The organism is Ectobacillus sp. JY-23, from assembly GCF_023022965.1.
GTDB lineage: Bacteria > Bacillota > Bacilli > Bacillales > Bacillaceae_G > Ectobacillus.
Genome location: NZ_CP095462.1, coordinates 3,179,546 through 3,203,962, shown reverse-complemented (window position 1 = coordinate 3,203,962; position 24,417 = coordinate 3,179,546). Strand labels below are relative to the sequence as shown.

General features: G+C 42.0%; 17 protein-coding genes, 18 tRNA genes, 3 rRNA genes and 2 riboswitches. Of the genes, 8 read left to right on the top strand and 30 right to left on the bottom strand.

The genetic code is table 11. The annotated features are described in order from the left end of the window. Positions 1-2: 2 nt before the first annotated feature. The 4 genes from MUG87_RS16230 to tenA are packed head-to-tail and all read right to left on the bottom strand — an operon-like array spanning position 3 to position 3,118. On the bottom strand, positions 3-962 hold the full coding sequence (locus MUG87_RS16230) for an ABC transporter substrate-binding protein (protein WP_247087736.1): 960 nt from the start codon (positions 960-962) through the stop codon (positions 3-5). A gap of 17 nt (positions 963-979) precedes the next feature. Next, positions 980-1,723: an ABC transporter permease gene (locus MUG87_RS16225; RefSeq protein WP_247083491.1), complete on the bottom strand. Its 744-nt coding sequence runs from the start codon at positions 1,721-1,723 to the stop codon at positions 980-982. After that, positions 1,720-2,454 (bottom strand): ABC transporter ATP-binding protein, encoded by a 735-nt coding sequence (locus MUG87_RS16220; protein WP_247083489.1) that lies wholly within the window; start codon positions 2,452-2,454, stop codon positions 1,720-1,722. Before MUG87_RS16220 ends, MUG87_RS16225 begins: the two co-directional genes overlap by 4 nt. Then, positions 2,432-3,118 (bottom strand): thiaminase II, encoded by a 687-nt coding sequence (gene tenA, locus MUG87_RS16215; RefSeq protein ID WP_247083487.1) that lies wholly within the window; start codon positions 3,116-3,118, stop codon positions 2,432-2,434. The genes MUG87_RS16220 and tenA overlap by 23 nt, the downstream gene beginning before the upstream one ends. Positions 3,119-3,180: 62 nt before the next feature. Then, positions 3,181-3,280, bottom strand: a riboswitch (TPP riboswitch). Between the two features lie 50 nt (positions 3,281-3,330). After that, positions 3,331-3,438: riboswitch (TPP riboswitch) on the bottom strand. A gap of 340 nt (positions 3,439-3,778) precedes the next feature. Here tenA and MUG87_RS16210 point away from each other — a divergent pair. Both MUG87_RS16210 and MUG87_RS16205 read left to right on the top strand, forming a co-directional pair. Beyond that, positions 3,779-4,912, top strand: coding sequence for an SH3 domain-containing protein (locus MUG87_RS16210; protein ID WP_247083486.1), 1,134 nt, complete (start codon positions 3,779-3,781; stop codon positions 4,910-4,912). A gap of 18 nt (positions 4,913-4,930) precedes the next feature. Then, positions 4,931-5,266 (top strand): hypothetical protein, encoded by a 336-nt coding sequence (locus tag MUG87_RS16205; protein WP_247083485.1) that lies wholly within the window; start codon positions 4,931-4,933, stop codon positions 5,264-5,266. 35 nt (positions 5,267-5,301) lie between these two features. Here the strand turns inward: MUG87_RS16205 and MUG87_RS16200 are convergent, their stop codons facing one another. The 23 genes from MUG87_RS16200 to MUG87_RS16090 form a co-directional block, all read right to left on the bottom strand. Further along, a complete protein-coding gene (locus MUG87_RS16200) occupies positions 5,302-6,423 on the bottom strand; it encodes a DUF3965 domain-containing protein (protein WP_247083484.1) in 1,122 nt (373 codons plus the stop codon). Between the two features lie 104 nt (positions 6,424-6,527). Continuing rightward, positions 6,528-8,933, bottom strand: a complete 2,406-nt coding sequence (locus MUG87_RS16195) for a penicillin acylase family protein (RefSeq protein ID WP_247083483.1) — start codon at positions 8,931-8,933, stop codon at positions 6,528-6,530. A gap of 362 nt (positions 8,934-9,295) precedes the next feature. After that, positions 9,296-9,367 (bottom strand) — tRNA-Glu (locus MUG87_RS16190). Between the two features lie 4 nt (positions 9,368-9,371). Beyond that, positions 9,372-9,446: transfer RNA gene (locus MUG87_RS16185), tRNA-Asn, on the bottom strand. A 12-nt stretch (positions 9,447-9,458) separates the two neighbouring features. Then, positions 9,459-9,532 (bottom strand) — tRNA-Ile (locus MUG87_RS16180). A gap of 7 nt (positions 9,533-9,539) precedes the next feature. After that, positions 9,540-9,613 (bottom strand) — tRNA-Trp (locus tag MUG87_RS16175). Between the two features lie 6 nt (positions 9,614-9,619). Then, positions 9,620-9,692 (bottom strand) — tRNA-Thr (locus MUG87_RS16170). A 32-nt stretch (positions 9,693-9,724) separates the two neighbouring features. Beyond that, positions 9,725-9,797: transfer RNA gene (locus MUG87_RS16165), tRNA-Phe, on the bottom strand. A gap of 7 nt (positions 9,798-9,804) precedes the next feature. Continuing rightward, a tRNA-Asp gene (locus MUG87_RS16160) sits at positions 9,805-9,880 on the bottom strand. Between the two features lies 1 nt (position 9,881). Then, positions 9,882-9,958 (bottom strand) — tRNA-Met (locus MUG87_RS16155). Positions 9,959-9,999: 41 nt separating this feature from the next. Next, positions 10,000-10,092, bottom strand: a tRNA-Ser gene (locus tag MUG87_RS16150). 3 nt (positions 10,093-10,095) lie between these two features. Beyond that, a tRNA-Ala gene (locus tag MUG87_RS16145) sits at positions 10,096-10,168 on the bottom strand. 6 nt (positions 10,169-10,174) lie between these two features. Beyond that, positions 10,175-10,248: transfer RNA gene (locus tag MUG87_RS16140), tRNA-Pro, on the bottom strand. Positions 10,249-10,253: 5 nt separating this feature from the next. Continuing rightward, positions 10,254-10,327 (bottom strand) — tRNA-Arg (locus MUG87_RS16135). A 43-nt stretch (positions 10,328-10,370) separates the two neighbouring features. Continuing rightward, positions 10,371-10,442: transfer RNA gene (locus tag MUG87_RS16130), tRNA-Gly, on the bottom strand. A 6-nt stretch (positions 10,443-10,448) separates the two neighbouring features. Beyond that, positions 10,449-10,532, bottom strand: a tRNA-Leu gene (locus MUG87_RS16125). Between the two features lie 6 nt (positions 10,533-10,538). Then, positions 10,539-10,611, bottom strand: a tRNA-Lys gene (locus tag MUG87_RS16120). Positions 10,612-10,618: 7 nt separating this feature from the next. After that, a tRNA-Gln gene (locus tag MUG87_RS16115) sits at positions 10,619-10,693 on the bottom strand. Between the two features lie 7 nt (positions 10,694-10,700). Then, positions 10,701-10,785 (bottom strand) — tRNA-Tyr (locus MUG87_RS16110). A 6-nt stretch (positions 10,786-10,791) separates the two neighbouring features. Continuing rightward, a tRNA-Val gene (locus MUG87_RS16105) sits at positions 10,792-10,867 on the bottom strand. A gap of 25 nt (positions 10,868-10,892) precedes the next feature. Next, positions 10,893-11,008, bottom strand: a 5S ribosomal RNA gene (gene rrf, locus MUG87_RS16100). An 82-nt stretch (positions 11,009-11,090) separates the two neighbouring features. Next, a 23S ribosomal RNA gene (locus MUG87_RS16095) occupies positions 11,091-14,009 on the bottom strand. Between the two features lie 144 nt (positions 14,010-14,153). Then, positions 14,154-15,689, bottom strand: a 16S ribosomal RNA gene (locus MUG87_RS16090). Together the 16S, 23S and 5S rRNA genes with 18 tRNA genes alongside form the textbook arrangement of a ribosomal RNA operon. A gap of 369 nt (positions 15,690-16,058) precedes the next feature. Between MUG87_RS16090 and MUG87_RS16085 the strand changes: the two genes are divergently transcribed. Beyond that, on the top strand, positions 16,059-16,604 hold the full coding sequence (locus MUG87_RS16085) for a GNAT family N-acetyltransferase (protein WP_247083482.1): 546 nt from the start codon (positions 16,059-16,061) through the stop codon (positions 16,602-16,604). Between the two features lie 73 nt (positions 16,605-16,677). On the opposite strand, the gene pstA is transcribed toward MUG87_RS16085, so the two are convergent. From pstA to MUG87_RS16070, 3 genes are all read right to left on the bottom strand, one after another. Further along, positions 16,678-17,589, bottom strand: a complete 912-nt coding sequence (gene pstA / locus MUG87_RS16080; protein ID WP_247083480.1) for a phosphate ABC transporter permease PstA — start codon at positions 17,587-17,589, stop codon at positions 16,678-16,680. 2 nt (positions 17,590-17,591) lie between these two features. Next, entirely contained in the window at positions 17,592-18,482 is an 891-nt protein-coding gene (pstC, locus tag MUG87_RS16075; protein WP_247083477.1) for a phosphate ABC transporter permease subunit PstC, read from the bottom strand. A gap of 72 nt (positions 18,483-18,554) precedes the next feature. Then, a complete protein-coding gene (locus MUG87_RS16070) occupies positions 18,555-19,439 on the bottom strand; it encodes a phosphate ABC transporter substrate-binding protein PstS family protein (RefSeq protein WP_247083475.1) in 885 nt (294 codons plus the stop codon). Between the two features lie 449 nt (positions 19,440-19,888). On the opposite strand from MUG87_RS16070, the gene MUG87_RS16065 reads away from it, so the two are divergent. From MUG87_RS16065 to MUG87_RS16045, 5 genes are all read left to right on the top strand, one after another. Next, entirely contained in the window at positions 19,889-20,149 is a 261-nt protein-coding gene (locus MUG87_RS16065) for a FeoA family protein (RefSeq protein ID WP_247087734.1), read from the top strand. Continuing rightward, complete coding sequence (locus MUG87_RS16060) at positions 20,142-20,876, top strand: FeoB small GTPase domain-containing protein (protein WP_247083473.1); 735 nt, start codon at positions 20,142-20,144, stop codon at positions 20,874-20,876. Before MUG87_RS16065 ends, MUG87_RS16060 begins: the two co-directional genes overlap by 8 nt. Beyond that, positions 20,840-22,231, top strand: a complete 1,392-nt coding sequence (locus MUG87_RS16055) for a nucleoside recognition domain-containing protein (protein WP_247083471.1) — start codon at positions 20,840-20,842, stop codon at positions 22,229-22,231. Before MUG87_RS16060 ends, MUG87_RS16055 begins: the two co-directional genes overlap by 37 nt. A gap of 101 nt (positions 22,232-22,332) precedes the next feature. Further along, the gene (locus MUG87_RS16050) at positions 22,333-24,069 is read left to right on the top strand and encodes an aromatic amino acid hydroxylase (protein ID WP_247083469.1); all 1,737 of its coding nucleotides are present in this window, start codon (positions 22,333-22,335) and stop codon (positions 24,067-24,069) included. Then, a complete protein-coding gene (locus MUG87_RS16045) occupies positions 24,066-24,368 on the top strand; it encodes a 4a-hydroxytetrahydrobiopterin dehydratase (RefSeq protein WP_247083467.1) in 303 nt (100 codons plus the stop codon). Before MUG87_RS16050 ends, MUG87_RS16045 begins: the two co-directional genes overlap by 4 nt. Positions 24,369-24,417: the final 49 nt, after the last annotated feature.

Here is a 24,417-nt window from a genome sequence, read left to right as displayed (position 1 = left end):
ACCTATTTCAATACATTTTCAAAAAACGTTTCAGCTGGTAATACTTTCTTGGCCAGGCCTTTTTCTTTCAACCATTCATTTTGTTGCTGCCATGCTGCTGCTGTTTGCGATAAAAACGGCTCTCCTTCAGCCTCCATCTTTCCAAGTAGGATATCCATGCTTTCTTGCTCTACTTCTTTAATTAAAGGAAAATTTTCTTTCTCTTGGTTTTTCAAAAGAATTTGCAAAGCCTCGTTTGGATTCTCTCGCATAAATTGATAGCCACGCTCTGCACCACGTAAAAATGCTTCTACTAATTTACGATCCTTTTTTAATGTCTTATCACCCGTTACCATTACCAGTTCGTAGTAATTGGGAACACCGTATTCAGCGGGGCTTAAATAAGTTGGCTTATACCCTTCATGCCGCAATACAGGTACTTCATGATTAATATAAGCTCCTGTGACTGCATCCGTTTTGTTTGTAATTAAAGCGGGCACTAAATCAAACCCTACATCAACAAGCTTTACTTTATCCGGATTACCGCCATCTTCCTTCACCATAGTTCTTAAATACGCTTCACTAAGGGGGGTTCCGGAATATCCTACTGTTTTTCCTTCAAGGTCTTTTGGTGAACGAATACCTGCTTTTTCTAAGGAAACAATATGGTTAAGAGGAGAACGCACAACTGCACCAATTGATGTGATTGGTATACCCTCGTTTGCTTTTGCAATGACAACATCAGGCTGATAATATAGTCCAATTGTTACCTTGCCTGCTGCCGCTAATGTAAGCGGGTCTGTAGGATTGGCAGGATATTTAATATCTACCTCAATGTTTTCCTTTGCAAAATACCCCTTTTCTATTGCTGCGTATAAGTAGCTGTGCACCGCATTTGGATACCAATCTAGCATAATAGTTACATGCTTTTTCTTCTCTGTGCTACACCCAACTGATACAACGATTAAAATGATCCCAAGCATAAATAACAAAAATTTTCTCACGAGTGTTTCCCCCAGCTAACAAATTTCTTTTCAATGATTGCAATACATACAACCATGCCAACTGCCAATACTGATAACAAGACAATAGGTGCAAACACACCAGCTCCATCTAGCTGCGTCATCATCCGTTTGCTAAAGTAGCCCAGTCCTGCTTCAGCTCCGAGCCACTCGCCAATAGCTGCACCGATGACACTAAGCGGCGCAGCTACCTTCAATCCGGAAAACAAATACGGAAGCGCCGATGGAATATATAGCTTTATAAACAAATGACGTCTCGATGCCCCAAAGGTAGTCAATAGCTCTTTCCAATCTGTTTGCACCGCACGAAATCCATCGTACGTATTGACGGCAATCGGAAAAAACGCAATTAATACTGTCACAACAACCTTGCTCCAAATAGAATAACCGAACCACAGCACAAACAAAGGTGCCAGTGCAGTAATCGGTATTGTCTGCGAAGCAATCAAAAGCGGATAAAACACACGCTCTACAATCGGATACATAGCCATCAGAGAAGCGGTAAGCATACCAAGAGCAAGTGAGATAACCAGACCAATTACAACAACTTGAAAGGTAGCTATTAAATGAACCTGAAACAATATAGTTCGTAACCCCCATATTTTCAAAACAATCGCAGAGGGCGAAGGAAGAATATACATCGCATCAACAATACGCGCGCCGACCTCCCAGCATATACACAGTAAAAAAACGGTCCCTATAGAAGGAAGATATTGTTTCATAGCACTACCCTCTGATCAAGCATTTGAAATATCTCATATTTGAGTCTCAATACCTCTGACCTTTGTAAGTCTTCACGCATTCTTTGCCTCGGCAATGGTACAATAAACTCATTTGTAATTCCTGCCCCTCGCTCTGTCATAACCACAATCCTATCCGATAAAAATAAGGCCTCTTCTACGTCATGAGTAATGAATAAAACGGTTTTCTTCCAATTAACACACTGTGTATATAACCATTCTTGCATCTTCCTCTTGGTAATTGCATCTAAAGCACTAAAAGGCTCATCAAGCAACAGAACCGGCGCACCTGTTAAAAAGGTTCTAACAAAAGACACTCGTTGTCGCATCCCTCCTGATAAATCCTTTGGATACTTATTACAGTAATCAGCGAGCCCAAACAGCTCTAGGTACCGAATTGCATTTTCCTTGGCTTTCTTTGGTTTGACCCCGGTGCACTCCAAAGCAAGGGAAGCATTTTCTACTACCGTCCGCCAAGGAAATAACAAATCCCGCTGTGGCATATAACCGACCTTTTCCATTAACTGAATTGTTCCTCTATACTGCTTTTCAAGACCTGTTAACAAACGAAAAATTGTACTTTTCCCACAGCCACTTGGACCAATGATACTAACGAATTCCCCTTGCTTCACCGTAAAGCTATAATCTTGTAAGATAGGCTTCTCTTCCTCATATGAAAAGGAAACACGATTAAACGCCAATACTTCGTTCAAGCTCCCACATCTCCTTGCGATACGCCATATCCCAAAATAGATATTCAAAGCGACTTGTATTTAAAAAGATTTCCTCTAAACGTGCCAATTCGGTCACTGATTTTCCGTCAGCAAGCTGATCTAGCAATTCCATCATCCAAATGCACATCTCACCATATTCTACAGAGCTATAACTGCGGATCCATTCACCATAGAACACATGATCAGCCGCACCTGGAATGGTATTTAAGCGTTTACCAATCTCCCAATAACTCCACATACACGGTAGCAGAGCAGCTGTTAGCTCGGCTAAGGTTCCACTCTGCGAAACTGACAACATATAATTAGTGTAAGCAAGATTCATAGCTGAAGGCTTGGCGCGTTCCATCTCTTCTATAGAAACTCCTAAGCGTTTTGCATACTGTTTATGTAAACTCATTTCACCATTTAAAATACCATCCATTTGCTTTGCAAACTGTTCCATTATACGAGGATTCTGGGCCTTCACAACACCTAGCGCATATACTTTGGCATAGTCCAATAAATACAAATAATCTTGCACTAAGTAATATTGAAATGTCTCTATCGGCAATGTACCGTCACCAATACCTGTAACAAACGGATGATTATGACTTCGCTCCCAAATCTCCTCCGCTTGCTGAAATACCTGTTTACAAAAACTCATCTTCATTCCTCCTCTATAAAAATAAAAGCCGCTTTATACAAGCGGCAAAAAGAAACGATGTTAATCGCTCTAAGCCACTTCCCTTCGCCGGCATTACCCGGATCAAGTAATAAGGGTTAAGGTATAACCTCTCTCAGCAAAATCGCACCCCTAGTGATACATATGAGTTCATAAGAAAAGCCCAACCTTCGCGCACAAAGGTTGGGCTTTTAATAATAAGGCCGTCGCTTTCCTACGCTGGTATTATCCAGATCAGGTCAAGGGTCATCGACTTACGGTCGGACTCTCAGCCGGCATCACCAGCTCCCCTAGCATCTTATGAAATTAACAACAGTATAGCACTGCTTATAGAGAAGTGCAAACAAAACTAAAAATTCTATATATAAGATTTCACAATATTCTCTGTAACTATAGACAAATAGCGTTGTATATTCACTTAACTACATCATTCTTTATAAAGAAAAAATAATCGTTTTTAAGAACATTTTTACTTTTAAAGTCTTCATTTTTGGATTTTTATTTAAAATTTCCATATTTATCTTGAAAAAACGTAATAATACGTTATGATATTTTTATATAACAAAATATTCAAAGTTTACACTTTAATAATATATGTTACATCATTTAGTTTATGCAAACTTACGTAGGGGGCAGAGAAATATGAATGCAAAAGCAATAGCTTTTTCAGCTGTAGCATTAGCAAGTATCCCTTTTATTGCGGATTCAGCTGAAGCAAGCACCACAAAAACAGGAATTGTTCAGGCAATGTCTTTAAATGTCAGAAGTCAACCTTCAACAAGCTCCACCATCCTAGGCTCACTACCTCGTAATAGTTCTGTTTCTATTACAGGGGAGCAAGGGAATTGGTATCAAATTGTTCATAACAACAGGACCGCTTTTGTACATAAATCTTATATCACTTTACAAAATACAGCTGTGCCTTCAAAGTCGAATCAATATATGGTGAACGCAACTTCTTTAAATGTTCGCACAGGTCCAAGTACTGGCGCTTCTATTATCGGTTCTCTCATAAACGGAAAATTAGTAGAAGTTCTATCAGAAGAAAATGGCTGGTATAAAATCTCGTACAACACCCAAACGGCTTATGTTAAAAAAGAGTTTCTATCTGTCGTATCCGGTTCAGAAGTCAAAGGCATTACTGACCCTGGAGAAGTAAAAGCCATCACTCCTTCACCTTACTATGTAACAGTGTCAGGGCTAAGAGTCCGCACTGGCCCAGGAACGTCCTATGCAATTCAAAGCGTATTAGGAAACGCTCAGAAGGTTACCGTCGTCGGAGAAGTAAATGGTTGGTATAAAATTACCTATGGTAACGCGGTTGGATTTGTATCAAAAAATTATGTACAACCTGCTGGTTCTTCAGCAATACAGACAAGTGCTTTTATTTTCCCGGCATCAGCAGGCTATGTATCTTCTAAATTTGGTATGCGTTGGGGCAGCATGCATTACGGCGTAGATTTAGCAGCCTCAGGAAATGTACAAATTTTTGCAGCTGCCGATGGAAAAGTGAGTCGATCTTATTATTCTTCCAGCTACGGAAATGTAGTGTTTGTAAAACATACAATCAACGGTCAGTTATATACCACTGTATATGCTCACTTAAAAAGTCGATCTGTAAAAGAGGGAGACACTGTAAAATCCGGCCAAATACTAGGTTATATGGGGAACACCGGAAATTCTTTCGGACAACACCTTCACTTTGAATTACATAAGGGAGAATGGAACATTTCTAAAACAAATGCCATTGATCCGCTACCTTATATACAACGATAACTTTCAGGAGATAGCATCATGAATCGAAGTCTTATTAACATCACAGAAGCACTTGCTTTATTCGGATTACTTTGCTGCATATTTGTTCTACACGCCAATCTATGGTTTTTAAGCGCATTTATTGCTTTCGCTCTATGTGAAGTACTGCTTGAATTAGTAAATCGAACATTAAAAAAACCTGTCGCAACCTTCTACCATATTATCTTTTTTCTTATTTTCCTATCTACAAGTATATATGGAAATGGGTTACAGCTTATTTCTTTCTTACCTTTATTCTTTTGGATGACCATCGTAGTTATATCTAAGTATAAAGATACCTTTGACAACGATCAGGAAGAAATATACGTAAAATAAAAAACGCCGAACAATTCGGCGTTTTTTATTTATAATTAGCCACATGCGTACATCTCGTATAACTTTTGTAAATTATAACTTTTTTCTAATCGCAAACGCTCTTCCTCCGTACACCAATAGAACAACATATCATGAATGGTTCCATAACATTTATTTCTGATGAATGGTGCTATAAATGAAAGGAAATTATGAGCAAACTGTGAAAAAACAAAGTATCTCATAAATTCTTCTTTCTTCTCATCCGCCCTGCAAATTGTAAGTAATTGTTCAAAGTATGTAACTTGCCTTGGAACTTGCATTAAGTTAAAGAAAGGAATATAAGATAGGAAAGTAGCGACTATATCACGATAATTACATAAAAATTCATAGTCTGCATATAACATAAGTTCACGACATTCGCTTACAAACTCAAACGGAGAATCATAGTCAGCTATTGAAAATATATCTGATAATTGTGCCAGAATTATACGGTGACAGGTAACAGCTCTATGATCTACACCATATTTTTGCCATTGCTTAATGCGTGCTTCATAGAAAGAAAACAATCTATGACTAGCAACACAATCTATATAATGATTACAAATCCAAGCAGCTTCCATGATATGCTCATTTAATGCTTTCTTTTCTCTAGGTATAAACAATAACACAAACATAATAACCTCTTTAGCAGAAAAAAAGGGTTCGTAGTTTTTCCAACTACTAAATTTATATTTTATACGTCCCCATATATCATAATCTGGATCTTGTAAACCTACTGATTTTGATTTTAAAACGAGATAATTCCAAGCTGCCAACTCTGTTACAATATCCCATGAGCTATGCGTTAACGCCGTATATACAAAACGCTCTAAACCTTGACTCTTCATCAGTTCATAGCCTGCTTCATACTCTTCAATTTCCTGATATAAGCGTACAACTCGTAATATCACAGGAATTTCATCCTTATGAAATCTTGGTAGCTGTTCTATCATTTGTAGTGCATACGAAATTAATGACCTTATGTGATTCTGTTTATAAAATTCTTTTTTCTTCCATAATATAACTTTACTTTTCTCTCCATTTTCGTCCACTTCTTGTGGCATGAGCAGAGAGAGTAATTCTGTAAAATTTTGTGGATGAGCAAATCGTTCAGTAACTAAACTCCAATTTGGCAACATGTGTCCCCCCTTACTCATATTATAACAGCTTAATATATTGAATAAATAAAAAAACAAAAAAACAACGCGAATAGCGCTGTTTTCATACAGTTTCTATGCAAATATTAATTCTTATTCATTTGCTTTTTTATTATCGGGACTAGTGTGAGCTCTTTTCCGGACGGCTGCTTCAGAGTAGTTACATGATACACACCATTTACCCAATTTTCTAATTGATTTTGATACCATTCACTTTTTACATGACCTGACTGACCTGGTCCTACAATATGATACCCTTTATCCATATTAGACGTATCTATTACAAACCTCCATGGGGCGCCATGGTTGACAATACCCGTCTCTTCATCCCAACCAGCTGCTTGCACAGTTACACGGCTACCACTTAAAGGTATAGGAGATTGCGAATTGAAAATGTAAGACAGCGGTCCTACACTACTTAACGGATGTGAGAACGCCACACGGTGAAATGTGCCCCACGTCCAATTTTTCATATTCTTCCCTTGCTGTTTTTCAATTTTTGTAAGTGTTCTTTGTAAGGAAGTAGATAGCACCTCTTGTAAACCACCCATTTCTTCAATCCATAAACTTCGCTCACCTGCTGCAGCTTTACGAATTAATGTATCTGTCACTTGCGCCTTATCTTCAAATAGCTTTATTACATTACTTGATATATCTTTTTCAAACAGCACTACACTAATTTCCTTCATCCATAAGTTAAAGATAAGCGGGGCAGACAAATTACGGTCATCTTTATAATTCCATTTCTTTAATACAGCTAACGCCTCACGTTGCTTCTCACTCAATTGTATTCCCTCTAGTTTTGATAAAAATACCGGAACAAATTCACGTGCTTGCAAGTTTATCTGATCCATTTGTAGCTCCATCATATCCTGCGGGGTTATATTGTTTTTCTCATATAAAACTTCCTTAATTCGCATTTCTCGGTACGGCTGTGCCCATGAATTAGTAATATGATAGGAATATTGATGAATCACTTTGTTGTTAGCTGTAGCGATAAATCCTTCTGTGGGATTGACTATAGTAGGTAGATCATCCCAAGGGATAAATCCAGTCCATTCGTATTCATCCGTCCACCCAGGAACAGGTAGTGAACCATCCCCTTGCTTTCGAATAGGAATTTTACCATTTGCTCGATATGCAATCGTTCCATCTTTTGATGCAAACACAAAATTCTGCGCCGGTGTATGAAAATAAGTAAGCGCATCTTTAAAACTCTCCCAATCTTTTGCAACATTCATACGCAAAACAGCTTCCAGCTCTGTAGAAGGTTCAAGAGCTGTCCATTTTAATGCCAATGCCGTTTCTTTATCCTGATCGTGTGCAAAGTCAGAAATAATGGGACCATGTCGTGTTTCTAATACTTCAAAAGCAATTGGTTCTTTTCCTTTTACTGCAATCGGTTCTTTTATAACCTTTGCTGGCTCCCATACATTATTAAATAAAAATTCCTTGTCATTGACAGGGTTTCTTTTTTCCATATAAAGATCCTGTACATCTGGTCCAACATTGGTAACGCCCCAAGCAATAAAATCGTTATGCCCGAGAATAATACCGGGAATGCCAGCGAATATAACGCCGCTTACATTCACACCTGGTCCACTCAGTTTTGTTTGGTACCAGATAGCAGGTGTTCCTAAAGAAAGGTGAGGATCATCCGCAAGCATTGGTTTGCCAGACTTAGTTTTAGATCCGCTTACAACCCAATTATTACTACCATTAAAAGGGTTAGGAATTACTGCCTGAACAAAGCGATTGGATATATCCAAGGAGGTTTCTTCAATAGCTGAGATGATTGCCGGTGCATCGTCTGGATATGCAGGGAATAACTCTAATGCCTTTTCTGTTGATACAGTTTTCAAAAGGTGATATCGAAAAGCTTGCCCTTGCCAATGTCCACCTAAATCAAATGCCATGTATTTACCAATCGCCAAGGAGTCAATAGGTGTCCAAAGTTCAGGCTCATACCTAAGCAACGTGAATTCGATTGGAAGTCTATTTTTCTTTTTAGCCCCCATAATAAATGCATTTACACCGTTAGCATACCACTTTAATACATCTTTTGCTTCTTTAGAATAAGAATCGTATGATAATTCCGCTGCTCTTCTTAAACCAAATGTACGAAAAAACTTATCTCTCTCTATAGTTGCTTCACCAATAACTTCGCTTAGTCGCCCAGATGCTTGTCTGCGACTTAAATCCATTTGAAATAAACGATCTTGTGCAGTAATGTATCCCTGAGCCATATATAAGTCTTGTAAACTATTTGCTTTAATATGTGGTACACCAGTTGCATCTCTTATAATTCTCACTTGCCCTTGAAGTCCATCTATGGCAATTACACCAGAAACTTGTGGAAGACTTCGTTTTATATACAATGTACCTGCTGTATAAGCAACACCTGCAATAGAGATGAGAAAGACTAATGTGATAGCTAAGAGTCTTTTCCACCTTCGCGTCTTCACCCGCTTTTCCACTAATAGTTGTTCCATTCAATTCCCCCCTTATATATGAAATTTCGCTGTATATAACATTCTTCCTTCATTACATAAAAAGAGTTATTTTATATCTGACACACATAAGAAACTTTCTTTACTAGGTATAAGTTAAAAATAAAGACTATATTAAAACCTGACGTTGCTAATTGGCACTTGTTGATGGGAGTGAGGCGGATGGAACACATGTGGGAAAAGTGAGTAAAGGAGAGACGTTGCAGGCGAATAGCGCCGAGTCGACTCCCTGACTGCCCGCGGAAAGCGAACAAACCTCCATAACGGAAATCAGCAACGAACTTTCACAGAGCCTAAATAAAAATATACAAAAAAAACCAGTGCGAATGCACTGGCTTTTGGTATGACCCGTACGGGATTCGAACCCGTGTTACCGCCGTGAAAGGGCGGTGTCTTAACCACTTGACCAACGGGCCTTAATGGCTCCGCAAGTAGGATTCGAACCTACGACCTATCGGTTAACAGCCGATTGCTCTACCGCTGAGCTATTGCGGAATATATCACTAATGGGCCTAAATGGACTCGAACCATCGACCTCACGCTTATCAGGCGTGCGCTCTAACCAGCTGAGCTATAGGCCCACGTGTTTGGCAGGGGTAGTAGGAATCGAACCCACACCGGAGGTTTTGGAGACCTCTGTTCTACCTTTAAACTATACCCCTAATCGATGCCGGCTAGAGGACTTGAACCCCCAACCTACTGATTACAAGTCAGTTGCTCTGCCAATTGAGCTAAGCCGGCTTATAAAGAAAAGTGATATGTAAATTAAGAAGTGGCTCGGGACGGAATCGAACCGCCGACACGAGGATTTTCAGTCCTCTGCTCTACCGACTGAGCTACCGAGCCATAAAAATGGCGGTCCCGACCGGGATCGAACCGGCGATCTCCTGCGTGACAGGCAGGCATGTTAACCGCTACACCACGGGACCTTGGTTGCGGGGACAGGATTTGAACCTGCGACCTTCGGGTTATGAGCCCGACGAGCTACCGGACTGCTCCACCCCGCGACAATCATGAATTATTTAATTTACCATTCATATAAAATAAATGGCGGAGGAAGAGGGATTCGAACCCCCGCGCGGCTCTCACCGCCTGTCGGTTTTCAAGACCGATCCCTTCAGCCGGACTTGGGTATTCCTCCGTATGGAGCCTAGCGGGATCGAACCGCTGACCTCCTGCGTGCAAGGCAGGCGCTCTCCCAGCTGAGCTAAGGCCCCATGAAATCGGGAAGACAGGATTTGAACCTGCGACCCCCTGGTCCCAAACCAGGTGCTCTACCAAGCTGAGCCACTTCCCGTATAACGCGCCCGAAAGGATTCGAACCCATAACCTTCTGATCCGTAGTCAGATGCTCTATCCAATTGAGCTACGGGCGCATAAACAACTGTATATATTTTGTGTGATATAAAATACAGTATAAGCGGAAGACGGGATTCGAACCCGCGACCCCAACCTTGGCAAGGTTGTATTCTACCACTGAACTACTTCCGCATATATTGGTGCGGGTGAAGGGACTCGAACCCCCACGCCGAAGGCGCCAGATCCTAAGTCTGGTGCGTCTGCCAATTCCGCCACACCCGCAAAATGTGAGCCATGAAGGACTCGAACCTTCGACCCTCTGATTAAAAGTCAGATGCTCTACCGACTGAGCTAATGGCTCATAATTATGGCTGGGCTAGCTGGATTCGAACCAACGAATGACGGAGTCAAAGTCCGTTGCCTTACCGCTTGGCGATAGCCCATCAAAAATGGTGGAGGGGGACGGATTCGAACCGCCGAACCCTGAGGGAGCGGATTTACAGTCCGCCGCGTTTAGCCACTTCGCTACCCCTCCGATATATGGTGGAGGATGACGGGATCGAACCGCCGACCCTCTGCTTGTAAGGCAGATGCTCTCCCAGCTGAGCTAATCCTCCGTAAAAAAAGCCCAAATTGGGCATTGCCTAGCGACGTCCTACTCTCACAGGGACAAGGTCCCAACTACCCTCGGCGCAAAAGAGCTTAACTTCCGTGTTCGGTATGGGAACGGGTGTGACCTCTTTGCCATCATCACTAGACATATGAAGGCATGTTCCTTCAAAACTGGATAACAAGTGTATAATCTAGCTTCAGCTTGCTAAACGCTCGCTTCTGCTTTTTTTGGTTAAGCCCTCGATCGATTAGTATCAGTCAGCTCCACACGTCGCCGCGCTTCCACCTCTGACCTATCAACCTGATCATCTTTCAGGGATCTTACTAGCTTGACGCTATGGGAAATCTCATCTTGAGGGGGGCTTCATGCTTAGATGCTTTCAGCACTTATCCCGTCCGCACATAGCTACCCAGCGATGCCCTTGGCAGAACAACTGGTACACCAGCGGTGCGTCCATCCCGGTCCTCTCGTACTAAGGACAGCTCCTCTCAAATTTCCTGCGCCCGCGACGGATAGGGACCGAACTGTCTCACGACGTTCTGAACCCAGCTCGCGTACCGCTTTAATGGGCGAACAGCCCAACCCTTGGGACCGACTACAGCCCCAGGATGCGATGAGCCGACATCGAGGTGCCAAACCTCCCCGTCGATGTGGACTCTTGGGGGAGATAAGCCTGTTATCCCCGGGGTAGCTTTTATCCGTTGAGCGATGGCCCTTCCATGCGGAACCACCGGATCACTAAGCCCGACTTTCGTCCCTGCTCGACTTGTAGGTCTCGCAGTCAAGCTCCCTTATGCCTTTACACTCTTCGAATGATTTCCAACCATTCTGAGGGAACCTTTGGGCGCCTCCGTTACATTTTAGGAGGCGACCGCCCCAGTCAAACTGCCCACCTGACACTGTCTCCCGCCCCGATAGAGGGGCGCGGGTTAGAACTTCAATACAGCCAGGGTAGTATCCCACCGACGCCTCCACCGAAGCTGGCGCTCCGGGTTCATAGGCTCCTACCTATCCTGTACAAGCTGTACCAAAATTCAATATCAGGCTACAGTAAAGCTCCACGGGGTCTTTCCGTCCTGTCGCGGGTAACCTGCATCTTCACAGGTACTATAATTTCACCGAGTCTCTGGTTGAGACAGTGCCCAAATCGTTACACCTTTCGTGCGGGTCGGAACTTACCCGACAAGGAATTTCGCTACCTTAGGACCGTTATAGTTACGGCCGCCGTTTACTGGGGCTTCGGTTCAAAGCTTCGCTTGCGCTAACCTCTCCCCTTAACCTTCCAGCACCGGGCAGGTGTCAGCCCCTATACTTCGCCTTGCGGCTTCGCAGAGACCTGTGTTTTTGCTAAACAGTCGCTTGGGCCTTTTCACTGCGGCTCTCGCTAGAGAGCACCCCTTCTCCCGAAGTTACGGGGTCATTTTGCCGAGTTCCTTAACCAGAGTTCTCTCGCACACCTTAGGATTCTCTCCTCGCCTACCTGTGTCGGTTTGCGGTACAGGCACCTTTTACCTCGCTAGAAGCTTTTCTTGGCAGTGTGGAATCAGAGAGTTCGCCCATACGGGCTTCCCCATCACAGCTCAGCCTTACGATGAGCGGATTTGCCTACTCATCAGCCTAACTGCTTAGACGCACGCGACCAGCGGTGCGCATCTCCTATCCTCCTGCGTCCCTCCATTGCTCAAACGGTAAAGAGGTGGTACAGGAATATCAACCTGTTGTCCATCGCCTACGCCTGTCGGCCTCGGCTTAGGTCCTGACTAACCCTGAGCGGACGAGCCTTCCTCAGGAAACCTTAGGCATACGGTGGATGGGATTCTCACCCATCTTTCGCTACTCATACCGGCATTCTCACTTCTAAGCGCTCCACCAGTCCTTGCGGTCTGACTTCACAGCCCTTAGAACGCTCCCCTACCACTGATACCTTTGGTATCAATCTGCAGCTTCGGTAGTATGTTTAGCCCCGGTACATTTTCGGCGCAGAGTCACTCGACTAGTGAGCTATTACGCACTCTTTAAATGGTGGCTGCTTCTAAGCCAACATCCTAGTTGTCTAAGCAACTCCACATCCTTTTCCACTTAACATACATTTTGGGACCTTAGCTGGCAGTCTGGGCTGTTTCCCTTTTGACCACGGATCTTATCACTCGTAGTCTGACTCCCAAGGAATAAGTCATTGGCATTCGGAGTTTGACTGAATTCGGTAACCCGAGGGGGGCCCCTAGTCCAATCAGTGCTCTACCTCCAAGACTCTCACACTTGAGGCTAGCCCTAAAGCTATTTCGGGAGAACCAGCTATCTCCAGGTTCGATTGGAATTTCTCCGCTACCCACACCTCATCCCCGCACTTTTCAACGTGCGTGGGTTCGGGCCTCCATTCAGTGTTACCTGAACTTCACCCTGGACATGGGTAGATCACCTGGTTTCGGGTCTACGACCACGTACTATGTCGCCCTATTCAGACTCGCTTTCGCTGCGGCTCCGTCTTATCAACTTAACCTTGCACGGGATCGTAACTCGCCGGTTCATTCTACAAAAGGCACGCCATCACCCGTAAATGGGCTCTGACTACTTGTAGGCACACGGTTTCAGGATCTCTTTCACTCCCCTTCCGGGGTGCTTTTCACCTTTCCCTCACGGTACTGGTTCACTATCGGTCACTAGGGAGTATTTAGCCTTGGGAGATGGTCCTCCCGGATTCCGACGGAATTTCACGTGTTCCGCCGTACTCAGGATCCGCTCAAGAGGGAACGAAGTTTCAACTACAGGGTTGTTACCTTCTATGACAGGCCTTTCCAGACCGTTTCGTCTACCTCGTTCCTTTGTAACTCCGTATAGAGCGTCCTACAACCCCAAGAGGCAAGCCTCTTGGTTTGGGCTAATTCCGTTTCGCTCGCCGCTACTTGGGAAATCGCATTTGCTTTCTCTTCCTCCAGGTACTTAGATGTTTCAGTTCCCTGGGTCTGCCTTCCTTACCCTATGTATTCAGATAAGGATACCATTCCATTACGAATGGTGAGTTTCCTCATTCGGAGATCTCCGGATCATAGCTCACTTACAGCTCCCCGAAGCATTTCGGTGTTAGTCCCGTCCTTCATCGGCTCCTAGTGCCAAGGCATCCACCGTGCGCCCTTTCTAACTTAACCATTAAAAAGTTTACACTTTTTGAATTACACTTGTATTGTTATCCAGTTTTCAAAGAACATGTTTGAGAGATAGTTCTCTCAAAACTGAACGAAGTTGTCAAAACGTATTCATACAATGAACAGCGTTCATTGATGTCTCCATAGAAAGGAGGTGATCCAGCCGCACCTTCCGATACGGCTACCTTGTTACGACTTCACCCCAATCATCTGTCCCACCTTAGGCGGCTGGCTCCTTACGGTTACCCCACCGACTTCGGGTGTTACAAACTCTCGTGGTGTGACGGGCGGTGTGTACAAGGCCCGGGAACGTATTCACCGCGGCATGCTGATCCGCGATTACTAGCGATTCCGGCTTCATGCAGGCGAGTTGCAGCCTGCAATCCGAACTGAGAACAATTTTATGGGATTCGCTCCACCTCGCGGTCTCGCAACCCTTTGTATTGTCCATTGTAGCACGTGTGTAGCCCAGGTCATAAGGGGCATGATGATTTGACGTCATCCCCACCTTCCTCCGGTTTGTCACCGGCAGTCACCTTAGAGTGCCCAACTGAATGCTGGCAACTAAGATCAAGGGTTGCGCTCGTTGCGGGACTTAACCCAACATCTCACGACACGAGCTGACGACAACCATGCACCACCTGTCACTCTGTCCCCGAAGGGAAAGCCCTATCTCTAGGGTTGTCAGAGGATGTCAAGACCTGGTAAGGTTCTTCGCGTTGCTTCGAATTAAACCACATGCTCCACCGCTTGTGCGGGCCCCCGTCAATTCCTTTGAGTTTCAGCCTTGCGGCCGTACTCCCCAGGCGGAGTGCTTAATGCGTTAACTTCAGCACTAAAGGGCGGAAACCCTCTAACACTTAGCACTCATCGTTTACGGCGTGGACTACCAGGGTATCTAATCCTGTTTGCTCCCCACGCTTTCGCGCCTCAGCGTCAGTTACAGACCAAAGAGCCGCCTTCGCCACCACTGTTCCTCCACATCTCTACGCATTTCACCGCTACACGTGGAATTCCGCTCTTCTCTTCTGCACTCAAGTCTCCCAGTTTCCAATGACCCTCCACGGTTGAGCCGTGGGCTTTCACATCAGACTTAAAAGACCGCCTGCGCGCGCTTTACGCCCAATAATTCCGGATAACGCTCGCCACCTACGTATTACCGCGGCTGCTGGCACGTAGTTAGCCGTGGCTTTCTAATCAGGTACCGTCAAGGTACGAGCAGTTACTCTCGTACTTGTTCTTCCCTGACAACAGAGTTTTACGACCCGAAAGCCTTCATCACTCACGCGGCGTTGCTCGGTCAGGCTTTCGCCCATTGCCGAAGATTCCCTACTGCTGCCTCCCGTAGGAGTCTGGGCCGTGTCTCAGTCCCAGTGTGGCCGATCACCCTCTCAGGTCGGCTACGCATCGTCGCCTTGGTGAGCCGTTACCTCACCAACTAGCTAATGCGACGCGGGTCCATCTGTAAGTGATAGCCGAAGCCATCTTTCCATTTTGAACCATGCGGTTCAAAAAATTATCCGGTATTAGCTTCGGTTTCCCGAAGTTATCCCAGTCTTACAGGCAGGTTACCCACGTGTTACTCACCCGTCCGCCGCTAACCTCCGAAGAGGTCCGCTCGACTTGCATGTATTAGGCACGCCGCCAGCGTTCATCCTGAGCCAGGATCAAACTCTCCATAAAAGTGTTTGTCTAGCTAAAATAAATGTTGACGTTTTGTACTTCGTTCAGTTTTCAAAGAACTAACTTGTCGCCCAGAAGCGACCTCTACATAATATCATTTCTCAATTTATCTTGTCAATAACTTTTTCAAAAGCTTTTTTAAAAGACAAGCTTTACTGAGCAACGAAGATAAATATATCAGTTACCCATACAAAAATCAACCCCGTTCATTAATATTTTTTAATTACGGAATGAATTCCTAATAAAGCATTATGTTAGGAAAAATGAAAATACTATTACTAGCCTTTTACAAGATTGCGACTATCCTTCTGTTTTAATAAACACATGCTACACTAGCTGCAAAGAAAACAAATCAGGAGTGAGCTAACTATGATTAGAACTATTAAAGAAACTGATGCAAAAGCATTTTTAGAGCTTTGTCAAACTATTGATAAAGAAACCCCCAATATGCTCTACGAAGAAGGAGAGCGTGTTTTGACTCTAGAAGAACAAAAAGAAATGATTAAACACTATTTGCAGCAGCCAAACTCAACAATATTAGTTGCAGAGAAGGACAGAAAACTACTTGGTTATATCACAGCGACAGGTGAAACAGCAAATCGCACAAAGCATACTGCATCTATTTCAGTGGGTGTTCTACAAGCTTCAGCAGGCATGGGCTTAGGAACCCGACTATTTGAAAAGCTTGAAAAATGGGCAAAGCAAGCCGGCATTATCCGACTTGAGCTTTCTGTGTTATCAAGTAATATTCCAGCAATACGATTATATAGGAAGATGGGATTTAAAATTGAAGGTGCAAAAAAAGGTGCATGTATGATGGACGGTGTTTTGTATGATGACTTTTTCATGTCTAAACTACTAAAATCTACACGCTATGTAAAAAGACATAAACAACGACAATTTTCTACTTATTAATACACCTAAATACCCACGTTTTTTATAGTAAATAAAGGCGTTACACCTCAAGGTGTAACGCCTTTATCTTTTATTATGCTATTTTTGTTTTACGTTTACGCCCCTTTGTACCTGATAGATACTTGTGTAGTACACTAGCACCTAAACGAGCTATTACGTTAAACACAAGAACCATAATGATAAGGATTGCTGCTGATTTTGTGGCAATCAATTTGGCATCCGGTACAATTCCTTCTGAATTCAACTTCCAAATGTGAACTGCTAAAGTTTCCGCAGGACGAAATGGATTCAGCGGATGCATAGGGCTCGATAAGTCAGCTGCTGCATTTAAAAATGGAGTTGTAAGACCCGCCGTATAAATTAACGCTGCTGCTTCACCAAAAATTCTTCCGGCAGCCAGAATGATACCTGTAATAATTTGCGGCAAAGCAGAAGGAATACTTACTCTTACTAATGTTTGCCACTTTGTAGCCCCAAGACCAAGACTTGCTTCTTTTACATTTGCAGGAACTTCTGTAATGGCATTCTCACATACACGTGTTAAGCCCGGCAAATTTAGAATTGTTAAGGCCAATGCTCCACCAATGAGCGTATAACCCCAGCCTGTCAGAGTAACAAACACTAATAAACCGAATAAACCAACAACAATAGAAGGAAGAGAAGCCATTGTTTCAATACATAAGCGAACAAAATTTAAAAATCTTCCTTTTTTTGCATACTCCGCTAAATAGATACCAGCACCTAAGCCTAGCGGTACTGAAATAATTAATGTTAAGAATAACATATAGAAAGAGTTGTACAATTGAGGACCAATTCCGCCTCCCGGTCTTGTATTACTTGGGCGACCAGTTAGGAAATCCATATCCCAAAAGCCCCAACCTTTTGCTATGATTTCATATACTAAGAAAAGCAGCAAAGCTACAATAAGTCCAGCAATTGCATAAAAAACTGCAGTCCATATACTATTTACTGTTCTTGCATTCATAATTAACGGTCACCTCTTTGCCCAATTGCTCTAATTACAATGATGAATAGGAATGAAATTACAAGCAGGATCATTGCCAGTGTCCATAGCGCATTGTTCCAAGCAGTACCATTTAGCGTATTAGACATATCCATCGTCAAAATACCTGTTAGTGTAGATGTAGGACTATATAAACTTTCAGGTAGTTTAACTGTATTACCAATTACCATTTGTACTGCTAAAGCTTCACCGAACGCACGAGCAAGACCTAAAACGATACCTGTCATAATACCAGTTTTAGCTGCCGGTACAATAACACGACTAATTGCTTGCCATTTGGTTGAACCCAGTCCGTAAGAAGCCTCTAAATATTCAAAAGGCACAGCGCGGATGGAATCAGAAGCAATACTTGCAATAGTTGGCAAAATCATAATGCTAAGCACCACAATACCTGCAATTAAACTAAACCCTACTCCTCCATAAGCATTGCGTAGCAGAGGGACCAAAATAGTAACACCTAACAAACCATATACAACAGAAGGAATACCCACCAAAAGTTCAAGAACTGGTTTTAATACTCTATTACCAAACTTAGGTGAAATTAAATTCATGAAAACTGCAAGAGCGATAGCGATAGGAGCACTAATTAAAACTGCTCCTAAAGATACCAAAGTAGAACCCACAATAAAAATAAGAGCACCGAATGCCGGTTCATCACCGTTAGGAGACCATTTAGTCGATGTAAGCATTTCAACGACAGAAACGCCACTTTGTGTAAAAGATTGAATTCCCTTTCCGCAAATAAATGCGATAATAGCCAAGGTTGTAAGTACGATTAAAAAGCCGCAAGCTGTTACAAGCGTCCTTCCTATATACTCACTTTTTACGTAGTTTATTTGTTTCTTCCCCTTCATCACTGGATCACCTTACCTAATAGAATGAAATGAACAAGACTGGCTTGGCAGCCAGCCTGTTCCAAACTTAGATTATTTGTTTAATTTCGTCATTGGGATGTAACCCATTTCTTCTACAGTTTTTTCGAAATCTTTACCTTTAATGAAATCGATGTAGCTCTTAACAGCATCTTTCGCTTCGCCTTTTGTTACCATGTATTGGTATGCCCAGAACGGATACTTACCAGCAGCGATATCAGCAGTTGTTGGGCTAGCATTTTCAATTTTAACTGTTTTTAAAGCGCCTTTTTTATCGCCTACCATGTAAGACATTGCAAGATAGCTTACAGAACCAGGAGTCGAGTTAATCGCTTGCTCAACAGCACCATTAGAATCTTGCGTTGTACCAATCGCATCGTTAGCTTTTGTACCTTTTAAGATTGTTTTCTCGAAAGTTGCACGTGTACCAGAAGAAGCAGGACGGTTGATTACGTTAATTTTTTCATCTTTACCACCAACTTCTTTCCAGTTTGTTACTTTACCGGAAAAGATATCTTGAATTTGTTGCAAAGTTAAGTTCGTTACTGTCACATCTTTGTTTACTACTATACCAAATGCGATACCAGCAACTTTATTATCAACAAGCTCTTTTGCTTTTTCAGCGTCTAATTTTTCAGCAGCAGGAATATCAGAGTTACCGATTTGAACAGCACCTGAAGCTACCTGGTTAATACCAGTACCACTTCCGCCACCTTGTACTGTGATAGAAACGTTAGGATTTTCACCCATAAATGCAGCTGCAGCTTCTTCAGCAAGCGGTTGTAGCGCTGTAGATCCAGCAGCAGAGATTGTACCAGAAAGTTCTTGCTTAGGTTCTTTGTTTGTGTCAGTTGCTGTGTCTTCTGACTTACCACAAGCAGCAAGCGCTCCTGTAATCATAAATGCAGCAAGAGTGAATTTGAAACCTTTTTTAATCATCTTTGTACCCCCATATAATTTTAGGTTTTCTATCGACGTTTTGCTGTGCCTGTCCTTAGGCACAAATACATTGTACGGCACTAATATTGTGTTAGTGTTAAGCGTTTTTTAATTTTAAGTAAAGGAAGAATTCTTCTTTATCTTTTTCCTTCACATCTTGTTTTATTCTCCCTAAAAGTTGATTTTATAACACTTTTTTAGAATCCTTCTTTTAATTACTCTGTTAAAAATGAATTAGATAAAATTGAATTCTCCACTTTGTAAATTTAATGTAAATAAATCAATCTTTTAAAACTGATACAAACTCACATTATTTAAATTTCACATACATTCTTAATGAGGTGTTGCATATTTAGAATTGACACATCCAACACTTCTTCATAAGATATAAATAGATGTTTACCTAAACCAACTTTTTTGATAAAAACCTAAAAAAAGAGAGAGGGGAAATTTTTATGAAACACATCAAACCACTCTCCGATTTTCAAATGGGAGAGATAGTATTAATAGAAGCAATTGAATTAGAAGGAACCATGAAGCGTCGCTTGCTAGATCTTGGCTTTATTCCAGGAGGAGTAGTCAAAGTATTACAAAAAAGTCCATTAGGAGATCCTGTTGCCTATCAAGTAAGCAATACCACCATTGCTCTTCGCAAGCAAGAAAGTACCTGCATCATGGCTAGTTTAACGGAAGGTGATAACGATGAATAACTATCGAATTGCATTAGCGGGAAATCCTAATACAGGGAAAAGTACATTGTTCAATACCCTAACAGGAATGCGTCAGCATACAGGAAATTGGACTGGTAAAACCGTGGCAAAAGCTGAAGGAGAATATGAATTTAATCACAAAACCTATACCATTATTGATTTACCAGGCACGTACTCTCTCTATTCTAATTCTACAGACGAAGAAGTAGCACGAGATTACATCATTTTTGATAAACCTGATGTCACAGTAGTCGTAATAGATGCTACTTCAATGGAAAGAAACCTGAACCTGGCATTGCAGGTTATGGAAATGACAGAAAAAGTTGTTGTTTGCATCAACTTGATTGATGAGGCAAAGAAAAAAGGAATTACTATAGATGAGAACAAACTAGCAAGAAAACTGGGTGTTCCGGTGGTTAAAATTTCTGCTCGCAACAAATTAGGTATTTCCAAACTTCAGGCTGCCATTGAAGCTGTCGCTGCAGGAGAAATTATAACTACTCCTTACCAAGTGCGATATAATGCTGAAATTGAGTCGATGGTAAGTGCGCTGCAGCCGGAAGTTGAACAATTATTAGGATCACAATATCCATCAAGATGGATTGCTTTACGGTTATTGGATGGCGATACAGGTTTTCTAAAAGCACTACAGGCAAGAGGATATAATAAGAGAGAGGAGGTACGTATACCATGCAAAGAAACCACATCGGTTCATTCGACTCTATAGTAGAAAAAGCAAAAGCTTTAAACAAGGAAGACATCCGTGACAATCTTGTAGTTGGGATCTATCAATCCTCCAGGGAGTTATGCCTTGATGCTGTAACGTATACAAACAAAAGCAAATTGGAGCGCTCTGAAAAGTTAGATAAGCTGTTTACATCTCCTATCTGGGGCTTTCCAATTATGCTTGGTATTTTATCTATCATTTTTTATATTACTATTGCCGGCGCTAATATTCCGTCCTCAATGATTGCTGACGGATTCAGTTGGGCTGAGGGACATATAACATATATGTTTAAAGCTCTGCATGCCCCGGATTGGTTACACGGTATTCTAGTTCTCGGTTTATTCAGGGGAACAGGGTGGGTCATCAGTGTCATGCTCCCTCCTATGGCGATTTTCTTTCCGGTATTCGCATTATTAGAGAACTACGGTTATTTACCACGCGTTGCTTTTAATATGGATCGCTTATTTAAAAAGGCAGGTGCACACGGTAAACAATCTTTAACGATGGCGATGGGGTTTGGGTGTAATGCCGCCGCTATCATGTCTACCAGAATTATAGAATCGCCGCGCGAACGTATGCTTGCAATTTTAACAAATAACTTTGTACCTTGTAACGGAAGATGGCCAACACTTATTTTATTAGCTTCTTTATTTATGGCTGCTGGCTTCACAGGAGGAATTCGCACTTTTGTAACGGCGGCTGTTGTAGTCGGAATGGTAGTCATCGGTATTGCAGTAACATTACTCGTATCATTTATACTTTCAAAAACGGCGCTCAAAGGAGTACCTACCCACTACACATTGGAGCTTCCTCCATATCGAAAACCAAAGATTTGGGAAACCGTTGTACGGGCGACATTGGATAAATCGCTGTTTGTGTTGAAACGAGCGGTATTAGTTGCTGCACCAGCTGCTGTACTTACATGGATTTTAGCTAATGTGTATGTCACAGATAAAAGTATTCTCATGCATTTTGTCCAATTTCTTGATCCATTCGCTAAACTCCTTGGTCTCGATGGCTATATTTTAGCTGCATTTATTATCGGACTGCCCGCAAATGAAATTGTAGTTCCTGTATTACTGATGGCTTATTTGTCCACCGGTTCTTTAACTGAGTTGGAAAGCATGACTGAGTTGAAAAAACTCTTCCTAGCAAACGGTTGGACTTGGTTGACTGCTTTAAATATGATGCTGTTCTCGTTGCTCCATTTCCCATGTGGCACAACACTCTTCAATATTTATAAAGAAACAAAAAGTAAAAAATGGACACTTTTATCCTTTGCAATCCCAACAGCAATTGCAATTGGTGTAACTTTTGTAATTGCCCAGCTTGTTTACTTTTTTAATCTCGTGTGAGAAACCTAGAAATAGGTTTCTTTTTTTTCTCCAAAAGAAGGAAAGCGCTTTCAAATTTAGAATGTATATACGTGGTTATCACTAAAAAGGGGGCTATTTCTATGCAAAAACAGGCTTTAAACGAAATACCAAAACATTTGAGACCCTACGTAAGTACACAGCATTACAATCAATATACACCAATTGATCATGCTGTTTGGCGTTACATCATGCGCCAAAACCATCACGCTCTAAAAGATGTTGCACATCCAGCTTATACAGAAGGTCTACGTTCCTCTGGTATCAGTATTGACTCTATTCCTCAAGTAGAAGAAATGAATGCTTGTCTTGGAAAAGCAGGCTGGGGGGCTGTCACCATTGATGGTCTTATACCAAGTGCTGCGTTCTTTGGGTTCCAGGGATATGGTATGCTCCCAATTGCCACCGAAATACGTAAAGTGGAAAATATTGAGTATACACCAGCACCCGACATTGTACATGAAGCAGCTGGTCATGCACCTATTTTATTTGATGAAACATATGCGAAATACGTAAAGCTATTTGGCGAAATTGGCTCTAAGGGCTTTGCTACAAAAGAAGAACATGAGCTCTTTGACGCTATTCGCACCTTAACAATTGTTATGGAAAGTCGCACTTCTACTCCTAAAGAAGTGGAGGCAGCTAAATTAGCTGTAGCGGAAAAGCAAGCAGCAATTACGCATGTTTCAGAAATCCTGGAGATTTCACGCTTGTTTTGGTGGACTGTAGAATACGGTTTAATTGGCGATTTGGAAAATCCGAAAATATACGGCGCTGGTTTACTCTCCTCAGTAGGTGAAAGCAAGCACTGTTTGACTGATGCTGTGCAAAAAGTTCCCTATTCCGTAGAAGCTTGTATCCAAACAGATTACGATGTTACTGTTATGCAACCACAACTGTTTGTGTGCTCATCCTTTGAACAGCTAATTGAAGGACTTGAAACGTATGCCAACACAATGGCACTGCGCCGCGGAGGTACAGAAGGATTAAATAAAGCACTTCGTTCGGGAACCACTGCTACAACCGTATTAAACTCCGGAATACAAATTACCGGTACAATAGCTCAAGTTATAACAAACAGTGACGGAGACGCTATTTATATAAAAACAACTGGACCAACAGCTTTAAGTGTAGGTAACAGACAATTACCAAACCATAGTAAAGATATTCATGCAGATGGATTTGGTACACCAATTGGGTTATTACAAAATGATATGTGCCTGTCTCAATGCAGTTCAACTGATTTACATAACCTAGGAATCGTCCCTGGTCATGTTGCATCACTTACTTTTAAAAGCGGTATCCAGCTTTCCGGTCACGTAGAAGCCATTCATAAGAATGATGAGCATATAATACTCATCTCCTTTACAAACTGCACTGTTTCTTATGGTGAGCAAATACTATTTAATCCATCTTGGGGCTCTTTTGATTTAGCTGTAGGCTCTTCTGTTGTATCTGTTTATGCTGGTGCTGCCGATTGTGATGCTTTTTATGAGGATGTAGAATATACAACGACTGCGCCAACTGTACGTGAATGGACTGAACTAGAGCAAATGTATGCGCATGTACGGGATGTACGCGAACAAGCTCATTGGACCAAGCAGAATGAAAGGTTACTTCAATCATTGCTACAAAAACTTCGCGATGCATATCCTGGAGAATGGTTATTGCGACTTGAAATATTAGAAATGCTTCAAAAGCATAGCTCCGCATCTTACACTGCCTTAAAAGAAGAGTTACTAATGCTTAGCCAAAACGAAGAGCTATCGAGATTAATTTTAAACGGACTGGCACTACTTGAAGAGGAGGTTACGAAATGAGTGCTCTAACAACCGAACAAATTCAACAAGTACTACCTACCTTACAAAAATGGTCTTTAAAAGATGACAAGAGAATCGAACGAAAGTATGTTTTTAAAGAGTTCTTACAAGGAATCTCATTTGTAAATGAGCTTGCTCAATTATCAGAAGAAATGAACCACCACCCATTTATTACAATTAAATATAAAACAGTGCTTGTATCGTTAACATCTTGGAGTGCAAAGGGCTTAACGCAAACAGATTTTGAAATGGCTAGCAAATTTGAAAGAATATTTTCACGTATGACAAGTCATTCTTAAAAAAACATGAAAAGACACCTTGTGGTTTAATTTAACAAGGTGTCTTTTC

What these genes read in the sequence shown, in the direction of transcription:
- MUG87_RS16230 (WP_247087736.1), bottom strand. Translation starts at nt 962, where the DNA reads ATGCTTGGGATCATTTTAATCGTTGTATCAGTTGGGTGTAGCACAGAG.
- MUG87_RS16225 (WP_247083491.1), bottom strand. Translation starts at nt 1,723, where the DNA reads ATGAAACAATATCTTCCTTCTATAGGGACCGTTTTTTTACTGTGTATA.
- tenA (WP_247083487.1), bottom strand. Translation starts at nt 3,118, where the DNA reads ATGAGTTTTTGTAAACAGGTATTTCAGCAAGCGGAGGAGATTTGGGAG.
- MUG87_RS16210 (WP_247083486.1), top strand. Translation starts at nt 3,779, where the DNA reads ATGAATGCAAAAGCAATAGCTTTTTCAGCTGTAGCATTAGCAAGTATC.
- MUG87_RS16205 (WP_247083485.1), top strand. Translation starts at nt 4,931, where the DNA reads ATGAATCGAAGTCTTATTAACATCACAGAAGCACTTGCTTTATTCGGA.
- MUG87_RS16200 (WP_247083484.1), bottom strand. Translation starts at nt 6,423, where the DNA reads ATGTTGCCAAATTGGAGTTTAGTTACTGAACGATTTGCTCATCCACAA.
- MUG87_RS16195 (WP_247083483.1), bottom strand. Translation starts at nt 8,933, where the DNA reads ATGGAACAACTATTAGTGGAAAAGCGGGTGAAGACGCGAAGGTGGAAA.
- MUG87_RS16085 (WP_247083482.1), top strand. Translation starts at nt 16,059, where the DNA reads ATGATTAGAACTATTAAAGAAACTGATGCAAAAGCATTTTTAGAGCTT.
- pstA (WP_247083480.1), bottom strand. Translation starts at nt 17,589, where the DNA reads ATGAATGCAAGAACAGTAAATAGTATATGGACTGCAGTTTTTTATGCA.
- pstC (WP_247083477.1), bottom strand. Translation starts at nt 18,482, where the DNA reads ATGAAGGGGAAGAAACAAATAAACTACGTAAAAAGTGAGTATATAGGA.
- MUG87_RS16070 (WP_247083475.1), bottom strand. Translation starts at nt 19,439, where the DNA reads ATGATTAAAAAAGGTTTCAAATTCACTCTTGCTGCATTTATGATTACA.
- MUG87_RS16060 (WP_247083473.1), top strand. Translation starts at nt 20,142, where the DNA reads ATGAATAACTATCGAATTGCATTAGCGGGAAATCCTAATACAGGGAAA.
- MUG87_RS16055 (WP_247083471.1), top strand. Translation starts at nt 20,840, where the DNA reads ATGCAAAGAAACCACATCGGTTCATTCGACTCTATAGTAGAAAAAGCA.
- MUG87_RS16050 (WP_247083469.1), top strand. Translation starts at nt 22,333, where the DNA reads ATGCAAAAACAGGCTTTAAACGAAATACCAAAACATTTGAGACCCTAC.
- MUG87_RS16045 (WP_247083467.1), top strand. Translation starts at nt 24,066, where the DNA reads ATGAGTGCTCTAACAACCGAACAAATTCAACAAGTACTACCTACCTTA.